Here is a 21,535-nt window from a genome sequence, read left to right on the forward strand (position 1 = left end):
TCCTTTTCGGGAGAAGACATGACCACGCCCCTGTTGTCGCTCTACCGCCGCATCACCCGCTGGCCCGGCGGACACTGGCTGTTCGCACGTGCCATATGCTTCAAGGCACCCTACTTCGCCAGCATTTCCCCGCGCATCACCGTGCTCGAACCCGGCCGCTGCGAAGGCACGCTGTCCGACCGCCGCAAGGTGCGCAACCACATCGGCACGGTGCATGCGATCGCGCTGTGCAACCTGGCCGAACTGACCGCGGGGTTGATGGTGGACGCATCGCTGCCGGCCGGCATGCGCTGGATTCCCAAGGGCATGGAAGTGCAGTACCTGGCCAAGGCCCGTGGCCGCCTCCATGCCATCGCGCTGCCGGCGCAAGCCATCGTTGCCGCCACCGAGGCCCATGCGTTGCCGGTCGTGGTCAGCATCCGCGACCGTGCCGGCAGCGAGGTGTTCCAGGCGCGCATCGACATGTGGCTGTCGCCGGTGCGCGACAGCAAGGCCTGAATCGACGGCACCTGCGGCGTGCGTGGCCGGCCACCATCACCGGCACTCAGGGGGAAGCCGGCGTCCCGGTCGGCGGCACCACCGCACCCTCGGTGCGGCGCGACAGCCGCCAGCCGATGCCGGCGGCGATCACCGCCGCGGTTGCGCTGATGCCGGCGAAACCGGCGGTGCCGATGCCGAGCAGGCGCAGCCCGTTCATGCCCAGCGCGATGGACAGGTCACCGAAGCGCCACACCGCCGTGTCCACCGCGTTCTGGCCCTTGTAGCGCACGTTGCGCGGCACACGGGTGTAGAGGCTGTGCCGCGCCGGCTCGGCCATGCCATAGGCCAGGCCGCGGCTGACGATCAGCGCGATCGCCACCGCCGGCATGCCGAACAACAGCGGCGCACGCGGGTCCGGCGCGAACAGCACCAGCAGCAGCACCGCGATGCTGGCCAGCGCCCACAGCATGATGACGATGCCCGGCCCCTTGCGCGGCAGCAGCCAGCGGGTGAGCGTGAGCTGGGTGATCGCGGTCAACACGTTGCCAGCCAGATCGACATTGGCGGCGAAGCGCGTGCGCGCCACCGCATCGGCGAAGGTGGCGCCGGAGTAGTCGGCCACCAGCGCGTAGTTCACCGTGCCGATGCCATCGGCCAACAGCAGCAGGATCGACATGCTGCGGATGAACGGGTCGGCGAACACCTGCTTCAGCCCGTCGAACATGCCACCGCCCACCGCCGCCTCGTGGCCCGGCTCGTGCCGCCGCGCACCATGCACCCGCGCCCAGCGCCCGAGCGCGACCACGCAGCCCAGCGCCGCGCACAGCAGCACCGCCGACACCACCAGCAGCGGCGCCACGCCGATCACGCCGACCAGCGAGCGCGTCAGCGTCGGCCCGGCCACCGCACCCAGCGTGCCCGCCACCGCGACCACCGGGAACAGCCGCCGTGCCTGCTCGGTGCTCCAGATGTCGGACATGAAGCTCCAGAACACCGACACCACGAACAGGTTGAACACACTGACCCAGACGAAGAACAGGATGCCCAGGGTGCGCGGCGTCAGCAGCTCCGGCCACGCGAACAGCGGCACGAAGCCGATCAGGCAGGCGATGAAGAACACGTAGACCAGCGGCATCACCACCCGCCGCGGCCAGCGCGTGACCAGCGCACCGAACAACGGCGTCAGCAGCAGGGTGCCGACGAAGGTCGCGCCGTAGAACCACGGCAACTGGGTCGAGCCGACCGCCGCGGCCAGTTGCTCGCGCAGCGGCCGGATCACGTAGTACGCGGCCAGCACGCAAAAAAAGTAGGCGAAGGACAGCGCGACGGCCGGCCATTCCCCGCTGTGTACCCTGCCCCGACTGGACTGCATGCCTTGCGCGTTCCACGCGATGAAGCGCGCAAGGTATCCGATGCACTGCAACATCGCCAGTGCGACGGTCTGCGCCGGCTATGCTGGCGGCACGTCCAAGGGGGAGCGCGATGCAGGAATACGACTACATCATCGTCGGCGCCGGCTCAGCCGGCTGCGTACTGGCCAACCGGCTCAGCGCCGACCCGCAGGTGCAGGTGCTGCTGGTCGAGGCAGGCCCACGCGACCGCCACCCGTTCATCCACATGCCCGCCGGACTGGCGCGGCTGGTCGACAACCGCCGCCTGAACTGGAGCTACGACACCGCGCCGGAGCCGCAGCTGCAGGACCGCCGGCTGTGGTGGCCACGTGGCAAGGTGCTGGGCGGTTCCAGTTCGATCAACGCCATGTGCTACGTGCGCGGCGTGCCCGGCGACTACGACCGCTGGGCCGCCGCCGGTGCCGAGGGCTGGGACTGGGCGAGCGTGCTGCCGTGGTTCCGCAACAGCGAATGCAACACGCGCGGCGGCGATGCGCTGCATGGCGACGCCGGTCCGCTGCACGTGAGTGACCTGCGCCACGTCAATCCACTCAGCCATGCCTTCATCGAAGCCGGCATGCAGGCCGGGCATGCCCATAACCACGATTTCAACGGCCCCATGCATGCCGGCGTCGGCCTGTACCAGGTCACGCAGAAGGACGGCGCGCGTTGTTCGTCGGCCGCCGCCTACCTGGCGCCGGCAAGGCAGCGCCGCAACCTGCAGGTGCTGACCGGCGCGCTGGTCGAGCGCATCCTGATCGACGCCGGCCACGCGCACGGCATCGCCCTGCGCCGTGGTCGGCAACACGAACAACTGCATGCGCGGCGCGAAGTACTGCTCAGTGCCGGCGCGGTCAACTCGCCGCAACTGCTGATGCTCTCCGGCATCGGCCCGGCCGACGCGCTGCGCGCGCAGGGCATCGCGGTGCAACTCGACCAGCCGCAGGTCGGCGCCAACCTGCAGGACCACCTGGACATCTGCACCCTGTACGGCACCGTGCCCGGCGTCAGCTACGACCGCGCCAGCGAACTGAAGATCGGCTTCGACTGGTTCCTGCGCGGCCACCGCGGCGCCGGTTGCAGCAACGTCGCCGAGGCCGGCGGTTTCGCGCGCTCGCGCTTCGCGTCCGACGAGCGCGCCGACATCCAGTTCCACTTCGTGCCGGCGATGCTCGACGACCACGGCCGCCACCGCCTGCCCGGCGACGGCTACACCCTGCACGCCTGCTACCTGCATCCGCGCAGCCGCGGCCACATCGCGCTGGCCAGCGCCGACCCGGCCGCGCCGCCGCGCATCCACGCCAATTACCTGAGCGATGCCGAAGGCTTCGACCTGAAAATGATGGTCGAAGCTGCGCACCTGAGCCGCGACATATTGCGCCAACCGGCCTTCGACCGCTGGCGCCGGGCACCGATCTTCCCCGAGCGCGAAGACCTGGACGACGCCGGGCTGGAAGCGTTCATCCGCGCCAAGGCCGAAACCATCTACCACCCGGTCGGCACCTGCCGCATGGGCAGCGACGCCACCGCGGTGGTCGATCCGCAGCTGCGGCTGCGCGGCATCGACGGCCTGCGCGTGGTCGATGCCTCGGTGATGCCCACATTGGTCAGCGGCAACACCAACGCGCCGACGATCATGATCGCCGAGCGCGCGGCGGCGCTGATCCGGACAACGTAGAGCGCACCCTGATGCGCTGGTGACTTCACCGGGAAACCTCCGGCGCTCCAGGATGCGCGCTATGGGATTGCGGACCATCTGCAAGGGTCTGGAAAGTACCGACCGTCACAGTTGGAGTTCAAGGAAAAACAAGAAATATCAATATCATGCCCATTCATCTTCCTCTTGTTTGTGCAATGGCGAAAAGCGGCGCTAGAATCGCCGACAGCCTTGGCTTACAGGCATCGATCACGATGAAAGAGAACAACAGGCGCCGGCGTTTCCGCCCGGTGGCATCGGGATTGCTCGGTGTGTTGATGCCCTTCGCACTGTCGTCCACTGCGCAGACCCCACCGGCCTCGCTGGCCTCGGTATCGCAGGCGCCCGCGGCCCTGCCGGTCAATCTGGAAAACGCTCCCGCGCCGTCGCCGACCCAGCCGATGCCCTGGCGCGTATCGCTGCGCCCGGACCAGGTGCAACCGCTGCCGGCCGGGTTCAACGTCGCCGCCATCGAGTCGATGGCCGAGCAGCTCACCTACGGCAACCGCGTGCCCGGCATCGCGATGGCGATCGTGCAGAACGGCCGCATTCTTTCCGCGCGAGGCTACGGCGTCACCGACATCGGCAACCCGCAACCGGTGGATGCGCACACCGTGTTCCGCCTCGCGTCGCTGTCCAAGGCCTTCGCCGGCACGATGGCCGGGCTGCTGGTCAACGACGGCACGCTGCGCTGGGACAGCAAGGTCACCGACTACGTGCCCGGCTTCCGCCTCGCCACGCCCGAGGCCACCGGCAAGCTGACCGTGGCCGACGTGCTCAGCCACCGCGTCGGCCTGCCGTACAACGCCTACGACCGCGACGTCGAGGCCAACGCCGACTACTACACGCTGACCCGAAAGCTGGCCAGCGCACCGCTCAAGTGCGATCCCGGCGAGTGCTATGCCTACCAGAACGTCGCCTTCAGCCTGATCGGCGACGTGGTCTACGCCGCCTCCGGCAGCTTCTACGAGCAGGCCGTCGAGCGGCGCCTGTTCAAGCCGCTGGGCATGAACGATGCCAGCATGGGCCTGGCCGGCATCCAGGCCAGCCCGCACTGGGCGCGCCCGCACGTGCGCAGCCGCAACGGCTGGGTATCGCTGATGCCCAAGCCCACCTACTACCGCGTCGCCCCGGCCGCGGGCGTCAACGCCAGCGCCAGCGACATGGCGCAATGGCTGCTGGCCCATACCGGGCACCGCCCCGACGTGCTGCCGGCGCCGTTGCTGGCGACGCTGCACGCACCATTGATCACTACCCCCGGCGAGATGCGCTCGGGCTGGCGCCACCAGCGGCTGGATTCGGCCGGCTACGCGCTGGGCTGGCGCGTGTTCGACTACTCCGGCCACCCGGTGGTGTTCCATGCCGGCGCGGTGCAGGGCTACCGCGGCCTGGTCGCCCTGCTGCCCGAGCGCGACCTGGGCATCGCCATCCTGTGGAACGGCGAAAGCAGCGTGCCGAGCGGATTGATGCCGACCATCCTCGACCACGCCATCGGCCTGCCGGCGCAGCGCTGGCTGGACGTGGACGTCGACTTCGGCAGCGACAACCTGATGGTCGAAGGCACCCAGGACAACGCGCCGCAGGGCAAGAAGGGCGTCGTTTCCAACCGCGCCACCGCTTCGCCACGCTGAGGCGGGGGCACACGGGAAGAACCAAGGGCGGCCCGCGTGGCCGCCTTCTTCATTCCGGAGGAAGCACGCCGCTGTCGCGGGAGCAAGGCGAGGCCAGGTCTTCCGGTTACGTTACGGGTCGCGACTTGCGTCGCTCCTGCGGGTGGCGGTGGAACCTGTGAAAGCATCCCGCGCATAAAAAAACTCCCTCCCCGCTGGGCAGTCGGGGAAGGAGTTCCAGGTGCAGCGTCAGTGCCGGATCAGATCAGCGGCGCCGGGGTTGCCGGAAGCGCGACCGGAGCGGCCTTCTTCTTGCGGGCGGCCGGCTTCTTGGCGGCGGCCTTCTTCGCGACCTTCTTCACCGCCTTCTTCGGGGCGGCCTTCTTGGTGGCCTTCTTCACCGCCTTCTTCGCGGTGGCCTTCTTGGCGACCTTCTTCACCGCCTTCTTCGCGGCGGCCTTCTTGGCGACCTTCTTCACCGCCTTCTTCGCGGTGGCCTTCTTGGCGACCTTCTTCACCGCCTTCTTCGCGGTGGCCTTCTTGGCGACCTTCTTCACCGCCTTCTTCGCGGTGGCCTTCTTGGCGACCTTCTTCACCGCCTTCTTCGCGGTGGCCTTCTTGGCGACCTTCTTCACCGCCTTCTTCGCGGTGGCCTTCTTGGCGACCTTCTTCACCGCCTTCTTCGCCGTGGCTTTCTTGGCGACCTTCTTCACCGCCTTCTTGGCGGCCGGTTTCTTCGCAGCTTTCTTCGTGGCCATTGGATGGCTCCTCGTCAGTGATCTATGGAATCGAAATGCCCAGCTGAAGCAAACCCGCGTTGCATCGCGGAGTACCGACGGCGCGTGGCATGCGCCGTGACGGATACGGAAACACCCGCAACGGATTCGCGTCGCGGGTGTCGTGTCGTAATGGGGTGTTTCGCGGAAGGAAGCGAATCCTGCTCCACCATCAATGCAATCGTGGCGGACGTCCAGGTTGTGCTTCGCGTCTGAATGTTGATCCGGCTCACTCGCTTCCGCAGGAAAGGTCTGCTGGGCGAAACCTAATCACGGTTTTTTTTACTGTCAACTACCCGCACGCAAATTTTTTCGCGAAGCACCGCACCCGATCCCCTGCCATCGCCCCGCATCGCCACGCCATGCGCCCCTGGCAACGCCCCGCGCATCGCAACGCGATCGCAGGCACATGCGGAAAACCACTTGAAAAAAGCACTATTCGTTTTTCCCGGCGAATGCATGCACGGCACCTTCCGTGCATGCACCTGCTTCGTGACGCCATCGTCACGGTGGAAAAAAAACTGATGACCGACCTGCAACGTGCATCGTTGCAACCGCCTTTTCCGGCAACGCGGAAAGCGTTTTGCGCAAACACGATGCCATCGTCGCGACACTTTCCAACGACTCGACGGCGGCGATGCCGCCGCTTCATCGTCCGCTCGTGACCGGCACGCGACCGACGATGGCACCTGCCGACGGCGGCTTCCCGACACCGGCCATGCACACGAACCGCGGACACGAAAACGGCCGCGCATGGCGGCCGTTTCCGTTGTCTGGCTGACGACCGGAATCAGTGGTCGTCGTTCTCCAGCAGTTCGGCGTAATCGTCCGGGCCGAGCAGGTCGTTCAACTGCTCCGGCTCGGACAGTTCGACGACGAACAGCCAGCCTTCGCCGTAGGCGTCTTCGTTGATGGTTTCCGGCTTGTCGGCCAGCGCTTCGTTGACTTCGACCACGGTGCCGGACACCGGGCTGTAGACGTCGGAAGCGGCCTTCACCGACTCGACCACCGCCGCGGCATTGCCGGCCTGCACGGTGTCGCCGACGCCGGGCAGCTCGACGTAGACCAGGTCGCCGAGCAGGCCCTGGGCGTGGTCGGAAATGCCGATGGTGACGCGGCCATTGCCTTCGGCACGGGCCCATTCGTGGGACTTGAGGAATTTGAGGTCGCCGGGGATCTCGCTCATGGAACTGCTCCGAAAAAGGGTGGTCGGGAACGGGGGCTAGTTTAGCGAACCCGGCGCGGAGTGGCCGCGCCGGGAGGGATGAATCAGGGGTTGATGCCGGCCTGCGCCTGGCCGTCGCGCACGAATGGGAACTTGACCACGCGCACCGGCACTTCCTTGCCGCGGATGTCCACGCGCACCTCGCCCGGCGCGCCGGCCGGCACGCGCGCAAAGGCAATCGCCTTGCCCAGCGTCGGCGAGAAGGTGCCGGACAGGATCTCGCCCTCGCCGTTGGCGGTGAGCACCTTCTGGCCGTGGCGCAGCACGCCCTTCTCGTCCATCACCAGGCCGATCATCTGGCGCGCGTCGCCGGCGGCCTTCTGCGCCTCCAGCACGTCGCGGCCGATGAAGGCACGCGGCGTTCCATCAGGCTGGTCGTCGAGGGTGACCGTCCAGCCGAGCGCGGCTTCCCACGGGCTGACGGTTTCGTCCATGTCTTGGCCGTAGAGGTTCATGCCCGCCTCCAGCCGCAGCGTGTCGCGTGCGCCGAGCCCGGCCGGCTTCACCCCCGCTTCCAGCAGCGCGTTCCAGAACGCGACCACCGCCGCCTGCGGCAGCAGCACCTCGTAGCCGTCCTCGCCGGTATAGCCGGTACGGGCGACGAACAGCGGCACGCCGGTGGCCGAGGCGACTTCCAGCGCGGCGAAGCGGCCGAGCTTGTCCAGCGCGGCGCGGTCGGCTTCGCTCACGAGGCCGGCGACCAGCGCGCGCGCCTGCGGGCCCTGCACGGCGACGATCGCCAGGTCTTCGCGCTCGACCACGTCCACGCCGAAGGCGGCGGCCTGCTCGCGCATCCACGCCAGGTCCTTCTCGCGGGTGGAGGCGTTGACCACCATGCGGAAGAAGTCCTCGCCGAGGAAGTAGACGATCAGGTCGTCGATCACCCCGCCCTGCGGGTTGAGCATGCACGAGTACAGCGCCTTGCCCTGCACCTTGAGCTTGTCGATGGAGTTGGCCAGCAGCCGGCGCAGGAATTCGCGGGTGCGTTCGCCCTTCAGGTCGACCACGGTCATGTGGCTGACGTCGAACATGCCGGCGGCGCGGCGCACCAGGTGGTGTTCGTCGATCTGCGAGCCGTAATGGATCGGCATGTCCCAGCCGCCGAAGTCGACCATCTTGGCACCGAGCGAGCGGTGGGTTTCGTTGAGCAGGGTCTTCAGGGTCATGGCCGGTCCATGTGGGGAAAGCGGCCATTATCCCAGATGGTTGCATCCAAAACCGCGGCGGGCGGCAACCGCACCGCCGCCCGATCAGGCTTCCTGCACCTTCAGCGTCATGCCGTCCACGGCGACCACCCGGACCGGGCTGCCGGCCGGCAGGTCGGGGCCGGCCACCACCCAGAACGCATCGTCCACCTTGGCGCGGCCGCTGCCGTTGACGATCGGCTGGTCGAGCAGCACCACGCGGCCGACCAGTTGCTCGGCGCGGCGGTTGAGCAGCGGCTGGTCGCTCTGCCGCCCGCGCTGGCGGAACCAGGTACGGTAGATCTGGATCGAGACGAAGCTGAGCACGACGAACAGCACCACCTGCATCAACACGCTGAACCCGTCGAACGCCCACACCGCGAGGAACACCGCCGCGGCGGCGAAGCCCATCCACAGCATGAAGGCACCCGGCGCCAGCGCCTCGGCGGCGAACAGGACCACCGCCAGCGTCGCCCATGCCACCACTTCCCAGCGCATGGTCAGCGCCCCAGCGGCGGCGGGTTGCCGCGCGATGCGGAGGCCTTGCGCTCTTCCTGTTTGGCGAACGCTTCCTTCGCCAGTTCGGCGACACCGGCGATGGAGCCGATCACGCCGCTGGCCTCCATCGGCATCAGCACCAGCTTCTGGTTCGGAGAAGTCGCAAGCTCCTTGAAGGCTTCCACGTATTTCTGCGCGACGAAGTAGTTGATCGCCTGCACGTCGCCCTGGGCGATGGCCTCGGACACCATCGCCGTGGCCTTGGCCTCCGCCTCGGCCAGACGCTCGCGTGCCTCGGCGTCGCGGAACGCGGCTTCCTTGCGGCCCTCGGCTTCCAGTACCGCGGCCTGCTTCTCGCCGTCGGCGCGCAGGATCTCGGACTGGCGCGAACCCTCGGCCTCGAGGATCTGCGCGCGCTTCTCGCGCTCGGCCTTCATCTGCCGCGCCATCGAATCGACCAGGTCGCGCGGCGGCTGGATGTCACGGATTTCGATGCGGTTGACCTTGATCCCCCAGGGATTGGTGGCATGGTCGACCACGCTCAGCAGTTGCGCATTGATGGTTTCGCGCTGGCTCAGTGACTCGTCCAGATCCATCGAGCCGATTACGGTACGGATGTTGGTCTGCACCAAGGCGATGGTGGCGATCTCCAGGTTGGCGACCTCGTAGGCGGCCTTGGCTGCATCCAGCACTTGGAAGAACACCACGCCATCGACCTTTACCACCGCGTTGTCCTTGGTGATGACGTCCTGGCTGGGCACGTCCAGTACCTGCTCCATCACGTTGACCTTGCGGCCGACGCCGTAGACGACGGGGATCAGGAAATGCAGGCCCGGCGACATGGTGTGGGTGTAACGGCCGAAGCGCTCCACCGTCCACTCGAAGCCCTGCGGCACCATGCGCACCGTCTTGAACAGCACGATGGCACCCGCCACCAGCACCACCAACGCAAGAAAACCGGCACCGCTGCCCATCGTTACGCTCCTTGTCTGATTTGATGTTCCGAGTATAGGGGTAGTGCCCGACCGTTGGTCGGGCGGCCGCGATACTGGGTGCGGTGCAGATGGGCCGACCGTGCCGACCAACGGTCGGCACCCACCGGCATCCCGATTTCGGTAGTGCCGGCCGCTGGCCGGCAACTGCATGAATGTTGCAAATGCAAGGTTGCCGGCCAGCGGCCGGCACTACCTTCAGGCGGCGGCGCGCGGGCCGAACATGATCACCGCCATGCCCAGCAGGCACAGGCCGGCGCCGAGCAGGTCCCAGCGGGTCGGCGTGACCCCATCCACGCGCCACAGCCATAGCAGCGCGACGCAGACATAGACGCCGCCATAGGCGGCATAGACGCGGCCGCTGGCGGTCGGGTGCAGGGTCAGCAGCCATGCGAACAGTGCCAGGCTGGCCGCGGCCGGCAGCAGCAGCCATGCGCTGCCATTCTGGCGCAGCCACAGCCACGGCAGGTAGCAGCCGACGATCTCGGCCAGCGCGGTCAACAGGAACAGCGCCAGCGTCTTCATCGCGCGGCGTCCCGCTCGTCCCGCTTGACCGCCTGCCACAGCGCTTCCTGCTGCGCCAGCGTCAGGCCGGACATCGTCTGCCCGCGCGTGGCGGCCAGCGTCTCCATCGCGCGGAAACGGCGCTCGAACTTGTGGTTGGCCCGGCGCAGCGCGCTGCCGACGTCCACCCCGGCATGGCGGGCAAGGTTGGCGCAGACGAACAGCACGTCGCCGAGTTCGTCTTCCAGCCGTGCCGGATCGCCGCCGGCATCCAGTTCGGCCTGCACCTCGTCGATTTCCTCGCGCAGCTTGTCCAGCACCGGCGCGGTATCCGGCCACTCGAAACCGGTGCGGGCGGCGCGCTTCTGCAGCTTCAGCGCGCGCTGCCATTCCGGCAGGCCGCGGGCGATGCCGGCCAGCGCCGAGGTGTCGGCATTGCCGGCATCGGCGCGTTCGCGTTGCTTGATCTGCTCCCAGTTCGCCAACACCTGCCCGGCGCTGTCGGCCTGCGCATCACCGAACACGTGCGGGTGCCGGCGCAGCATCTTGCCGCTGATCGCCGCGACCACGTCGGCAAAATCGAACGCGCCCCGCTCGCTGGCCATCTGCGCATGGAACACCACCTGCAGCAGCAGGTCGCCGAGTTCGTCCTTCAGGTCGGCGAGGTCGCCGCGGTCGATCGCGTCGGCGACTTCGTAGGCTTCCTCGATGGTGTACGGGGCGATGCTGGAGAAATCCTGCTCCAGGTCCCACGGGCAGCCGCCGTCCGGGTCGCGCAGCCGCGCCATGATCCGCAGCAGCGTGGCGATGTCGCCCGGCTCGCCCATCCCGCTCACGGCCCGTCCACCCAGTCGCGCCACGGCAGCGCGGCATCGCCGAGCGCGACGAAATCGCCATTGAGCAGGCGCGGGCGCTGGTTGTAGCGGAACGGCTCGCCGCTGTCGGCGGCCAGCAGTACGCCACCGGCCGCCTCCAGCACGCATTGCCCGGCGGCGGTGTCCCATTCGCTGGTCGGCCCCAGCCGCGGATACACGTCCAGCGAGCCTTCGGCGATACGGCAGAACTTCAGCGACGACCCCTGCGCGACCAGCTCGATCTCGCCCATGCGCGCCAGCAGCGCCTCGGTGCGGGCATCGCGGTGCGAGCGGCTGGCGGCCACGCGCAGCGGCGCGGCCGGTGCGCGGCGGGTGCGGACCACTTCGTCGCATTCGCCCACGCGCCGCCGTGCACCTTCGCCGCGCACGGCATGCCATGCCGTGCCGGTCACCGGCGCCTGCACCACGCCGAATACCGCCACGCCATCGCGGATCAGCGCGATGTTGACGCTGAACTCGCCATTGCGCTTGATGAATTCGCGGGTGCCATCCAGCGGATCGACCAGCCAGTATTCGCGCCACGGCCGGCGCGCCTCCCACGGCAGCTGCGCCGATTCCTCCGACAGCACCGGCAGCTCCGGGGTCAGCCGCGACAGCCCCTGCACGATCAGCGTGTGCGCGGCGAGGTCGGCGGTGGTGACCGGGCTGTCGTCGGCCTTGCGCTCGACGTCGAAGCCGTCGGCATAGACCCGCATGATCGCCGCGCCGGCGTCGTGGGCGATGGCGATGACACCTTCGCGCAGGGCGGCGTCCAGCGCGTTCATCGCGCCTGCCCCAGCCATTCGCGGGCGATGAACAGCGCCGCCAGCGAACGACCTTCGGAAAAATCCTCGCGCAGCATCAGTTGGTCCAGTTCAGTCAATTTCCACGGCACCACTTCCAGCTCCTCGGGTTCGTCGCCGGCAAGGCGTTCGGGGTAGAGATCGCGCGCCAGCACCAGCCACGACTGATGGCTCATGTAGGTGGGCGCCAGGGTCATTGCACGCAGCACGTCGAGCCGGCGCGCGCCGTAGCCGGCTTCTTCCTTGAGTTCGCGGTCGGCGGCCTGCACCGGCGTCTCGCCGGCGTCGATGCGGCCCTTCACCAGCCCCAGTTCGTAGCGGTGCAGGCCGGCGGCGTACTCGCGCACCAGCAGCACCGTGTCGTCGTCGAGCATCGGCACCACCACCACCGCGCCGTGGCCGCCGCTGACCAGCCGCTGGAAGCGGCGGCGCTCGCCGTTGGAGAACTCCAGGTCCAGCTGCTCCTGGCGGAACGGGCCGATGCGCTCCTCCTCCACGCCGTGGATGACCGGCAGGCGGCGGCTCATGCGCGGCCCCGGCGTTGGCGGACCGATAGAATGCGCGTTGTCGGATACGTTTTCATGAGCCCGAAATGCTAGCAGACCCCACCACCGCGGCAGCGGCCCCGCTGCCGGAGCATTGCGCATGCGCCTGACCCGCTGCCCGGTCGAACTGCCGCTGGCCGTCGGCCAGACCGTGCCCCTGCCCGAAGAGGCCGCCAACCACCTGTTGCGGGTGCTGCGGCTGCGCGAGGGCGATGCCTGCGTATTGTTCAACGGCGACGGCCGCGACTATGCCGCCACGCTGGTCGCGGCGGGCAAGCGCGACGCGCAGGTGCGCATCGACGACGCACAACCGCTGGACAACGAATCGCCGCTGGCCATCACCCTGCTGCAAGGCATCGCGCGCGGCGAGAAGATGGATTTGATCCTGCAAAAGGCCACCGAACTGGGCGTGACCGCCATCGTCCCGGTGAACGCCGAGCGCACCGAGGTCAAGCTCGATGCCGCGCGCACGGAGAAGCGCATGGCGCATTGGCGCAGCGTGGTCGGCTCGGCCTGTGGCCAGTCCGGCCGCGCGCGCATTCCGGCCATCGCACCGCCGCTGAACCTGGCCGCGGCGGTGGCGTCATTGCCGGAGCAAACCCTGCGCCTGACCCTGGACCCGCAGGGCGGGCAGCGCTTGGCCACGTTGGCCGAAGCGCCGGCCAACGGCGTGGTCGTCGCCATCGGCCCGGAGGGCGGCTGGTCGCCGCGCGATCGCCGGCAGCTGGCCGATGCCGGCTTTCAGGGCTTGCAGTTGGGGCCACGCATCCTGCGTACCGAAACGGCGGGGCTGGCCGCGATCGCGGCACTGCAGGCACGGCTGGGGGATTTGTAGAAGGATCCCGTAGGTGCCGGGCTTGCCCGGCACGGAGCATCACCGGCGCATGACGCCACATGCGGGGCAAGCCCCGCATCCACGCATCAGGCGGCTACCGCCAGCGCGGCGGTCACCGCCGCCTCGATCGCGTCCAGGTCGGGCAGCAGCGCGCTCTGCTCGCCCAGCAGCACGCGCATGTGCACGCCCTGCGGCAGGCTTTCCTCGGCCGCGTCGGCAAGCAGGCCGTCGCGCGGCACCGCGATCAACTGCGGGAAGGACTGGGTCAGCAGGGCGAAATACGGCATGTCGGGGTTGCCGCCCAGCGCCTTGAGCACCACCACCTTGTTGTTGCCGCCGACCGGTTCGTCACCCAGGCTGCTGAAGCGGGCGTAGGACAGCAGCGGCACTTCCCAGCCCTGCCAGTGGATGTAGCCGGCCAGCCACGACGGCGCGCCTTCGATCGGCTCCACCTGCACGCGCGCCATCATTTCGGCGACGGTGGCGTTGGGCAGCAGCACGCGCTCGTTGCCTGCCTGGATCAGGACGCCGCGGACTTCGTCGTTGCTTGCATAACTCATGGTCGGTTCCTCGATCGGCAGCGGCCGTTCACGCGGCGCTGCGCTGTACCAGTTCGGACGCCAGCTGTTCCGGCGTGCCGGCGGCCATGCCGGCGGTGATCAGCTGGCTGGCCGCGACCGGGTCGTAGCAGCCCTCGCCGTGCTGGCCGGCCACCCAGCCACCCTGCGTGGCGAAGTCGAGCACCGCCGGCACCAGCGCCGGGTCGGCGCCGCTGAGCATGACCACGGCGCTGTGCGGCAACGGCAGCAGCGGCAGCAGCGCCGCGCCCTCACCGGCAAAACGCAGCGCGCCATCGGCGGCCTCCAGCCCCATGTCGTCGGGCAGGATGTGCACGGTGCCGGCCTCGGCGGCATGGCCGGCGTCGGCCAGCAGCACCGGCAACGCGGACACCCGCGCCATCTGCTTGACCAGGTTGGCGTAGCGCCCGCCGTCCAGGCGCATCTGCACCAGCACCGGGTACGGGAAATCCTGCGGCAACCCGCCCAGCAGGCGGCGCACGGCGTCCGGCCCGCCGATGCCGGCCAGCAGCAGCACCGCGCCCTGCACCGGGTTCTCCGTCCCTACCCCGGCTTCCACCACCGGTTCCAGTTCCAGCATCGAATCGGAAAGGAGAGCCGGCGTCGGCTCGGCAGCCGCGGCGGCGTCCGCCACCGGGGCGACATAGGCGTCGTCGTCCACCAGCGACCAGTTGGCGAAACTGCCCGGCTCCACCGCCGGCAACGGCGATGCAGCCGGCGGCACGCTCGCTTGCGCGTCAATGGCCGGCAACGGCGGCGGCAACGCGGGCGCGGCCGGCGTTTCGTCCAACGGCGCGCGCGGCGCCATCGCCATCAGTTCCTCGAAGCTGAGCACGCCCGCTTCCGGTTCGGCCGGCGGCACGTACAGGGCATCGGCCGGCACTTCGTCGGCATGCTCGACGGCTTCGTCGAGGTGGAACTGCAGCGGCGCGTCGGCGTGGCGTTCGGCCGGGCGCTCGGGCATGCCTGGCTCCGGCAACGGCGCGACGTCCTGTTCCTGTCCCGGCGGCAGCACGTTGTCATGGCCGTGCAGCTTGGCCGCCAGGTGGCGGACCCAGCGCTGCGCTTCCCAGCCTTCACGGCGCCCGGCCAGCTCCGCCTCGTCGAACACCAGGCTCAGGTGCGGCGCCTGCAGCACGGTTTCGAGGCGCTCCAGCGCGTCCTCGACCGCCGGCTCCAGCGCCACCAGCACCACGCTGGCGCTGGAGGCCTGCAAGGCCGCCGCGTCGAGCGTGTTCGGGTCGTCTTCCAGCACCAGGCGGCCACCGGCGGCCTGCAGGGCTTCCTTCAGGCGCTCGCGTGCGGCGCCCGGCCGGGCCAGCAGGGCCACCGGCTTGTCGGTGGGGCGGTCATTCGCGAGCACGGGCAATCCCCAGCAGGTCGTAGACGTTGCGCATCAGATCCAGCTCCTGGTACGGCTTGCCGAGGTAGCGCTGCACGCCGATCTCGAAGGCGCGCTGGCGGTGCTTGTCGCCGCTGCGCGAGGTGATCATCACGATCGGCACCGCCTTGTAGCGCGCGTCGGCACGCATCGCGGTGGCCAGCTCGTAGCCGTCCATGCGCGGCATCTCGATGTCCAGCAGCATCAGGTCGGGCACGCGCTCTTCCAGCCGCTCCAGCGCTTCCACGCCGTCGCGCGCGACCACCACCTCGAAGTTGTGGCGTTCCAGCACGCGGCCGGTGACCTTGCGCATGGTCAGCGAGTCGTCCACCACCATCACCAGCGGCACCTCGTGCTGGCCGGTGGCCGCCTCGGCCTGTACCGGCGCCTGGGGCTGCGACAGGTGGCGGCGCACCAGCGGGGCGACGTCCAGGATCACCACCACGTTGCCTTCGCCGGTGATGGTGGCGCCGTAGATGCCCTGCACCGAGGCGATCTGCAGGCCCACCGGCTTGACCACGATTTCGCGGTTGCCCAGCACCTGGTCGATCGCCACCGCGGCGCGCAGTTCGCCGGCGCGCACCAGCAGCAGCGGCACCTGCGGCTGGCCCTCGGCCTTGGCCGCGGCCTGGCCGACCAGCGTACCCAGGTCGTGCAGCGAGTAGTCCTCGCCGTTGTAGTGGTAGCCGCCCTGCCCGGATTCGAAGCGTTCGCGGGCGATGCGGCCGATGCCGCTGACCGAGGCCACCGGCACGGCGAAGGTGGTTTCGCCGATGCGCACGAACACCGCCTGGGTGACCGCCAGCGTCTGCGGCAGGCGCAGGGTGAAGGTGACGCCCTGCCCGCGCACGGAGTGGATGTCCACCGAGCCACCGAGCTGGCGCACTTCGTTGCGCACCACGTCCATGCCCACGCCGCGGCCGGCGAGCTGGCTGACCTGCTCGCTGGTGCTGAAGCCGGAGGCGAAGATCAGGTTGTCCAGCTGCGCGTCGTCGAGCTGCGCCCCGGCTTCGATCAGGCCGCGCTGCTCGGCGCGGCGGCGGATCGCCTCGCGGTCGAGGCCGGCACCGTCGTCGGCCACTTCCAGCACGATTTCCGAACCTTCGCGGCGCAGGCGCAGGGTGATGTTGCCCTCTTCCGGCTTGCCGGCGGCCTGGCGCGCGGCCGGCGTTTCCAGGCCATGCGCGACGGAGTTGCGCAGCATGTGTTCCAGCGGCGCGACCATGCGGTCGAGCACGTTGCGGTCCAGTTCGCCATGGGTACCGTCCAGCAGCAGGTGCACCTGCTTGCCGGTTTCCTGCGCGGCCTGGCGGACCACGCGGCGCAGGCGCGGCACGAGGCCGTCGAACGGCACCATGCGCGCGCGCATCAGGCCGTCCTGCAGTTCCGAGCTGACCCGCGACTGCTGCTGCAGCAGCGTGTCGTAGTTGCGCGACAGGTCGTCGAGCACGCCCTGCAGGCCACCCAGGTCGGCCGCCGACTCGTTCAGCGCGCGGCTGAGCTGTTGCAGCGTGGAGAAGCGGTCCAGCTCCAACGGATCGAACGCCTGCTCGGCCTGGTCCTGCTCGCGCTGGTAACGGGCGACGATCTGCGCCTCGGTTTCCAGGTCCAGGCGGCGCAACTGGTCGCGCAGACGGGCGTTGGTGCGGTCCAGCTCGGCCATCGCGTTGCGGAACGCACCCAGCTGCTGTTCCAGGCGCGAGCGGTAGATCGCCACTTCGCCGGCGTGGTTGACCAGGTTGTCGAGCAGGTCGGCGCGGACGCGGACCTGTTCCTGCGTGCGCGGGGCGCCCTCCTCGTCGCTGGCCTGCGCTTCCACCACTGGCGCCGACAGCGGCGCGGTGGCAATGGCGGCGACCGGGGCGACGACGGCCTCGGCGACCGGCACCGCGGTTTCGACAGTCACCGGCGCAGGAATTTCTTCGGCTGCCGGTTCGCTTTCAGGCGTCGCTTCCGGCGATACAGCATCGAACGTGGGCAGCGTCACCTCGACCGGAGCTTGCGGCTGCGGCGCGAGGTCGGCGGCCGGCGCGGCTTCCTGCACCGGGCTGCGACCGGCGGTGCGGGCCTCGAAGGCTTCGACTAGGTCGCCGGGCATCTGCACCGCGCGGTGGGCGCCGGTGTGCAGCAGCAGCTGGTGCAGGCGGTCGAAACCGCGTTCGAGCAGTTGCACGTCGCTGCGGCCGATCTCGGTGCGGTTGGCCGCCACCGCTTCCAGCAGCGATTCGATGCCGTGGCCGAGGTCGCCGATGGCGTTGATGCCGGCCATGCGCGCGCCGCCCTTGAGCGTGTGCAGGTCGCGCTGCAACTCGGCCAGCAGTTCGCGGTCTTCCGGCGCCGAACGCAGCTGGCTGATGACACCATCGCAATGATCGAGCAGGTCCTTGCCTTCCTCGACGAAGATGTCGACCAGTTCGCGGTCGAGTTCGTCGAAGTCGAGCGGGCCGGCATCGAGCCCAGCCTTGTCGGCGCTGGCCACGGCCATCGCGGGTGCGGGGATTTCCTCTTCGACCGGCGCGGTCAACGGCGCCAGCTCGACGGCTTCGGCTTCGGCTTCGGCTTCGGCTTCGGCTTCGGCTTCGGCTTCGGCTTCGGCTTCCAGCGTCAGGCCAGCGGCGTGTTCGTCAAGCGCCGCGAGCGGTGCTTCCGCCTCGGCCTCCGGCACTGCCGGTGCAACCTCGGCGGGCGCGTCGATTTCATCGATCGCGATCGTTTCGACGACGGCTTCGGTCGCCTCGTGATCGACAACGGGTTCTTCCATGCCCGCCTGCGGCGCCTCGACCTCGGCGCTTTCGGCCGGCAATCCGGCCGGCAATCCGGGCGGCAGGACGACCGGCGCTGGATCGGCGTGGTCGTCAGTACCAGCGGCGATGCCCGGATCGAACCCTTCCATCGACAGCGTGGGAGCAGGCACGTCTTCCTGCGCATTGGCAGTCTCGACGGCCGGTTCGAGCGGGATGCCGGCGTCGAAAGTTGCCGGCACGTCGTCCACGAACGCGACAGGCAGTTCCGCAGCCACGTCGTCCAGACGGATTTCGTCTCCACCGGTGACCGCCTGCGCGGCTCCACTGTCGCCAGACGGCAGGTCCAGCAGCGACGGGTCGAAATAAGCGGAAAGATCCTCGATGCCCGCCAGTTCCTGCACCTCGGCGACCGGGGTTTCGGGTGCGGCGTCAGCGTCGTCCGCATCGTCATCGGCAAGGTCGTCGACCAGCGGCGGCCACTGCGCCTCGGGCAATGCATCGACCAGCACCTGCAGGCGCGCGGCCAGCGGCGCGAACGACGGAATCAGCGGCGAAGGCGCCTGCAATGCAGTGATCGTCGCCGCCACCGCGGTGGCGGCCTCGGCCATCGCTTCGACCCCCTGCGGGTCCGGGGTGACCGCGTTGGCCAGCGAACGCTTGACGAAGGACTCGACCGGCGCGGTCACCGCGGTGATTTCCGGCACATCGGTCATCGCGAAGGCGCCACTCATCGTGTGCACCGCGCGCAGCAATTCGTCGGTCACCGGCTGCGGCTGCGGACGCGAGCGCGCCAGCCACTCCTTGACCGTGGCCAGGTGCTGGCCGACTTCGGCTTCGAGGATTTCGCGCAGCACGCTGTCCACCGACGCCGGCGTACCGGCCGGCACCGGTTCCGCAACGGGCTGCGGTTGCTGCGCGACCGGCGCGGCGGCGGGCGCCGCCACTTCGCCGGCGACGTGGAAGGCTTCCTCGCCGGCGGCGATGCGGTCGGCCACGTCCTGCATGCCGAGCACGTCGGAATGGATGTGACCGCTGCCGCGCAGCGCGGCATTGAACTGCGGCAGCACCTCGTAGGCCTGGTTGACCATCGCCACCACCGCCGGGCTGGCCGGGCGGCTGCCGTCGAGCACGCGGTTGAGCATGCTCTCGATCTTCCAGCTGAACTCACCCAGCGTGCGTGCGCCCACCAGCCGGCCACTGCCCTTCAGCGTGTGGAACACGCGCCGCACCGGGCGCAGGCGTTCCAGGTTGTCCGGCGCGGCGCGCCAGATCGGCAGCAGGCGGCCGAGGTTTTCCAGTTCCTCGTCGAATTCCTCGATGAACACCTCGCGGATGTCCTGGTCGATCTGCTCGGCGCTGTCGTCGAAACCGCCTTCCACGCGCGGCACGCTGGCCGCGGCGGAAGCCGCTATCGGCACCGACGGAGCGGGTACCGCCGTTTCCGCCGGTGCGGTGGATTCCGCGGCGAGCGGGTCGAACGCAGCCGCGGCCATGTTCAACTCGGCCATGAAGGCGGCGATTTCGGGGTCCACTTCGATCGCTGGCGCGTCGGCCGGCTGCGTCGATGCGTCCTCGGCTTCGACCTCGGCGGGCGTGGTAAGCGGCATCCCCGGTGCGGGGCCCGCATCATGCCCGGCTTCGGCCACAGGCTGCTGGACTTCGGCCTCGAAATCGAAGGGCGTGGCGCTGCCATCGCCGGTGTCGGCGGGGGCATCGGCCAGATTCCAGTCCTCGGCGGACACCGGGTCGAAGGCGAGGAAACCATCGCTGGCCGGCTTGGCCTCCCCGGCGGCTTCATGCGTCGTCACCGGCTCGGTGCCGAAGGAATGCGGAAGTTCCGGCAGCTCGACCGGCACCGGCGCGGCGCCATCGTCGGCATCCAGCGCAGTGAACGTCATGCCATCGGCCGCGGTGACCACCGGTGCAATGTCGGCAGGCGCCGGATCGGCAGCCGGGATCGGCAGTTCGGGCGGCGGCACTGCCGCTGGCGACTCCGGCGGAGTCGGCTTGGCGTGGATGGCCTCGGCAAACAGCAGCGGCCGCGGCGGCGCAGCCGAAGCTTCCACCACCGGCGCCGGGGCGCTGGCAACGGGAGCGGCGATTTCTTCGCTGACCGGCGGCGGCACCACGGCAGGAGTCGCCACGGCAACCGTGGGAATCGGCGCCTCGATTTCCTGCCGCTCCGGCGGCACCGGCCAGTAGTGCAGCGCTTCCAGGCTGCTGCGGGTGATGTCGAGGATTTCGTCGCGGCCCGGACGGCGCTCGCGCAAGGCTTCGAGGTAGTACTCCAGGCTGGCCATCGCATCGGCCAGCGTGTCGAGCTGGCGACCACCGGGGACGCGCTTGCGGCCGATCAGCTCGACGCCGATGTACTGGCGCACGCCGCCCAGGTAATCGGCGGGAGTCGGCAGGTCGAGCATGCGCAGCGCGCCGGCGACCTCGTCGAGAAGGCGCGGCACGTCCTGCAGGCGGGCATGGTCCCAGTTGGTCTCGATGAAGGCGATGAAGGCTTCGCGCGCGGCGGCGAAATTGGCGATGGCCTCGTGTGCCAGCACCTCGACCGTGCGCCGGGTTTCCACCGAGGCCGGGTCTTCGTCGCCATCGATGTTGGCGCCCAGGTAGGCAACCTGGTCGTCCAGCGAGGCATCGACGTAGAGCAGTGCACCGGCGATGTCCAGCAGCAGGTTGTCGTCGATCGGCCGGGTACCGGCCACCACTTCGCGCAGCGCGTCGCGCTGCTGCGTCACCACGCCGCGCGCCACGCCCAGCCCCATCACCCCGAGCGTGTCGGCCACGGCGTTGAGCTCGTCGACCTGCGGCTGCAGTTCGGACGGTGTGCCGCCCATGCGTACGTGCAGGTCCAGCGCGTCCTTGATGCGCAGCAGTTCCTCCTTGACCGCGCCGCCAACCGTGTCCAGCAGCTCGCGGTTGCGCCCGGCCAGGCTGCCGCGCGCGTGTTCCAGCTCGGCTTCGCTGGCGTCGCCGGCCTCCGGGTTGAAGGCGAACAGCACGCTTTCGTTGATGCCTTCGGCGCCGCGTGCGGCGCGGATCTCGTTGAGCAGCGGCAGCAGCACGATCGGGATGTCGCGGTGGCCGTTCTGCAGGCGTTCCAGGTAGTCGGGCAGCAGCACGGTGCCGCGCATCAGCGTGGCGCAGGCTTCGTCGCGGTCGGGCACGCCGCCGTCGCGCACGGCGTCGGCCAGCTGCTCCAGCTCCTCGGCAACCATCGCCGGGGCGTACAGCTCGACCATGCGCAGCGTGCCCTGCACCTGGTGCAGGTAGCCGGCGCAGAAACGCATGCGGCTGCCGTCAGCGGGGTCCTCGACGAAATACTCGATTTCATTGCGGGCCTGGCGCAGGGTTTCGTCCAGTTCCGGCTTGACCCAGCCCAGCGCCGCGTGGCTCATCGCATCGCGCAAGGTATTCATCGCACTCCCCC

At 69.2% G+C, this 21,535-nt stretch carries 18 protein-coding genes; 5 read left to right on the forward strand and 13 right to left on the reverse strand.

Annotated elements, in window-relative coordinates; all coding sequences use genetic code 11:
• The first annotated feature begins 18 nt into the window (after positions 1-18).
• Positions 19-498, forward strand: a complete 480-nt coding sequence (locus MIC98_RS13315) for a hotdog fold domain-containing protein (protein WP_057640284.1) — start codon at positions 19-21, stop codon at positions 496-498.
• 46 nt (positions 499-544) lie between these two features.
• Here the strand turns inward: MIC98_RS13315 and MIC98_RS13320 are convergent, their stop codons facing one another.
• On the reverse strand, positions 545-1,852 hold the full coding sequence (locus tag MIC98_RS13320) for an MFS transporter (protein ID WP_239737456.1): 1,308 nt from the start codon (positions 1,850-1,852) through the stop codon (positions 545-547).
• A 110-nt stretch (positions 1,853-1,962) separates the two neighbouring features.
• Here MIC98_RS13320 and MIC98_RS13325 point away from each other — a divergent pair, with 110 nt between their 5' ends.
• The gene (locus tag MIC98_RS13325) at positions 1,963-3,549 is read left to right on the forward strand and encodes a choline dehydrogenase (RefSeq protein WP_239737457.1); all 1,587 of its coding nucleotides are present in this window, start codon (positions 1,963-1,965) and stop codon (positions 3,547-3,549) included.
• A 233-nt stretch (positions 3,550-3,782) separates the two neighbouring features.
• Positions 3,783-5,198 (forward strand): serine hydrolase domain-containing protein, encoded by a 1,416-nt coding sequence (locus tag MIC98_RS13330; RefSeq protein WP_239737458.1) that lies wholly within the window; start codon positions 3,783-3,785, stop codon positions 5,196-5,198.
• Between the two features lie 239 nt (positions 5,199-5,437).
• Here the strand turns inward: MIC98_RS13330 and MIC98_RS13335 are convergent, their stop codons facing one another.
• Positions 5,438-5,935 carry a hypothetical protein gene (locus MIC98_RS13335; RefSeq protein ID WP_239737459.1) on the reverse strand — a complete coding sequence of 166 codons (498 nt, stop codon included), beginning with the start codon at positions 5,933-5,935 and terminating at the stop codon, positions 5,438-5,440.
• 601 nt (positions 5,936-6,536) lie between these two features.
• Between MIC98_RS13335 and MIC98_RS13340 the strand changes: the two genes are divergently transcribed.
• Positions 6,537-6,734: a hypothetical protein gene (locus tag MIC98_RS13340; RefSeq protein WP_152979651.1), complete on the forward strand. Its 198-nt coding sequence runs from the start codon at positions 6,537-6,539 to the stop codon at positions 6,732-6,734.
• A 9-nt stretch (positions 6,735-6,743) separates the two neighbouring features.
• On the opposite strand, the gene gcvH is transcribed toward MIC98_RS13340, so the two are convergent.
• From gcvH to nudE, 8 genes are all read right to left on the reverse strand, one after another.
• Positions 6,744-7,139 carry a glycine cleavage system protein GcvH gene (gcvH, locus tag MIC98_RS13345; protein ID WP_057642098.1) on the reverse strand — a complete coding sequence of 132 codons (396 nt, stop codon included), beginning with the start codon at positions 7,137-7,139 and terminating at the stop codon, positions 6,744-6,746.
• 83 nt (positions 7,140-7,222) lie between these two features.
• Complete coding sequence (gcvT, locus tag MIC98_RS13350) at positions 7,223-8,344, reverse strand: glycine cleavage system aminomethyltransferase GcvT (protein WP_239737460.1); 1,122 nt, start codon at positions 8,342-8,344, stop codon at positions 7,223-7,225.
• Positions 8,345-8,428: 84 nt separating this feature from the next.
• Positions 8,429-8,860 carry an NfeD family protein gene (locus MIC98_RS13355; protein ID WP_239737461.1) on the reverse strand — a complete coding sequence of 144 codons (432 nt, stop codon included), beginning with the start codon at positions 8,858-8,860 and terminating at the stop codon, positions 8,429-8,431.
• A gap of 2 nt (positions 8,861-8,862) precedes the next feature.
• Complete coding sequence (locus tag MIC98_RS13360) at positions 8,863-9,834, reverse strand: SPFH domain-containing protein (protein WP_057642095.1); 972 nt, start codon at positions 9,832-9,834, stop codon at positions 8,863-8,865.
• A 216-nt stretch (positions 9,835-10,050) separates the two neighbouring features.
• Complete coding sequence (locus tag MIC98_RS13365) at positions 10,051-10,377, reverse strand: YnfA family protein (RefSeq protein ID WP_057642094.1); 327 nt, start codon at positions 10,375-10,377, stop codon at positions 10,051-10,053.
• On the reverse strand, positions 10,374-11,183 hold the full coding sequence (gene mazG, locus MIC98_RS13370) for a nucleoside triphosphate pyrophosphohydrolase (protein WP_239738181.1): 810 nt from the start codon (positions 11,181-11,183) through the stop codon (positions 10,374-10,376). Before mazG ends, MIC98_RS13365 begins: the two co-directional genes overlap by 4 nt.
• 5 nt (positions 11,184-11,188) lie before the next feature.
• Positions 11,189-11,995 (reverse strand): 3'(2'),5'-bisphosphate nucleotidase CysQ, encoded by an 807-nt coding sequence (gene cysQ, locus MIC98_RS13375; protein WP_239737462.1) that lies wholly within the window; start codon positions 11,993-11,995, stop codon positions 11,189-11,191.
• The gene (gene nudE, locus MIC98_RS13380) at positions 11,992-12,540 is read right to left on the reverse strand and encodes an ADP compounds hydrolase NudE (RefSeq protein WP_239737463.1); all 549 of its coding nucleotides are present in this window, start codon (positions 12,538-12,540) and stop codon (positions 11,992-11,994) included. The genes cysQ and nudE overlap by 4 nt, the downstream gene beginning before the upstream one ends.
• 118 nt (positions 12,541-12,658) lie before the next feature.
• On the opposite strand from nudE, the gene MIC98_RS13385 reads away from it, so the two are divergent.
• Positions 12,659-13,393, forward strand: coding sequence for a 16S rRNA (uracil(1498)-N(3))-methyltransferase (locus MIC98_RS13385; RefSeq protein ID WP_239737464.1), 735 nt, complete (start codon positions 12,659-12,661; stop codon positions 13,391-13,393).
• Between the two features lie 86 nt (positions 13,394-13,479).
• Here MIC98_RS13385 and MIC98_RS13390 read toward each other — a convergent pair whose 3' ends face one another.
• From MIC98_RS13390 to MIC98_RS13400, 3 genes are read right to left on the reverse strand one after another with little or no spacing between them, the layout of a single operon-like run.
• Positions 13,480-13,953 (reverse strand): chemotaxis protein CheW, encoded by a 474-nt coding sequence (locus MIC98_RS13390; RefSeq protein ID WP_057642089.1) that lies wholly within the window; start codon positions 13,951-13,953, stop codon positions 13,480-13,482.
• Positions 13,954-13,981: 28 nt separating this feature from the next.
• Positions 13,982-15,334 (reverse strand): chemotaxis protein CheB, encoded by a 1,353-nt coding sequence (locus MIC98_RS13395; RefSeq protein ID WP_239737465.1) that lies wholly within the window; start codon positions 15,332-15,334, stop codon positions 13,982-13,984.
• A complete protein-coding gene (locus MIC98_RS13400; RefSeq protein WP_239737466.1) occupies positions 15,321-21,524 on the reverse strand; it encodes an Hpt domain-containing protein in 6,204 nt (2,067 codons plus the stop codon). The genes MIC98_RS13395 and MIC98_RS13400 overlap by 14 nt, the downstream gene beginning before the upstream one ends.
• Positions 21,525-21,535: the final 11 nt, after the last annotated feature.

Source organism: Stenotrophomonas sp. NLF4-10, assembly GCF_022359915.1.
Classification (GTDB): domain Bacteria; phylum Pseudomonadota; class Gammaproteobacteria; order Xanthomonadales; family Xanthomonadaceae; genus Stenotrophomonas; species Stenotrophomonas daejeonensis.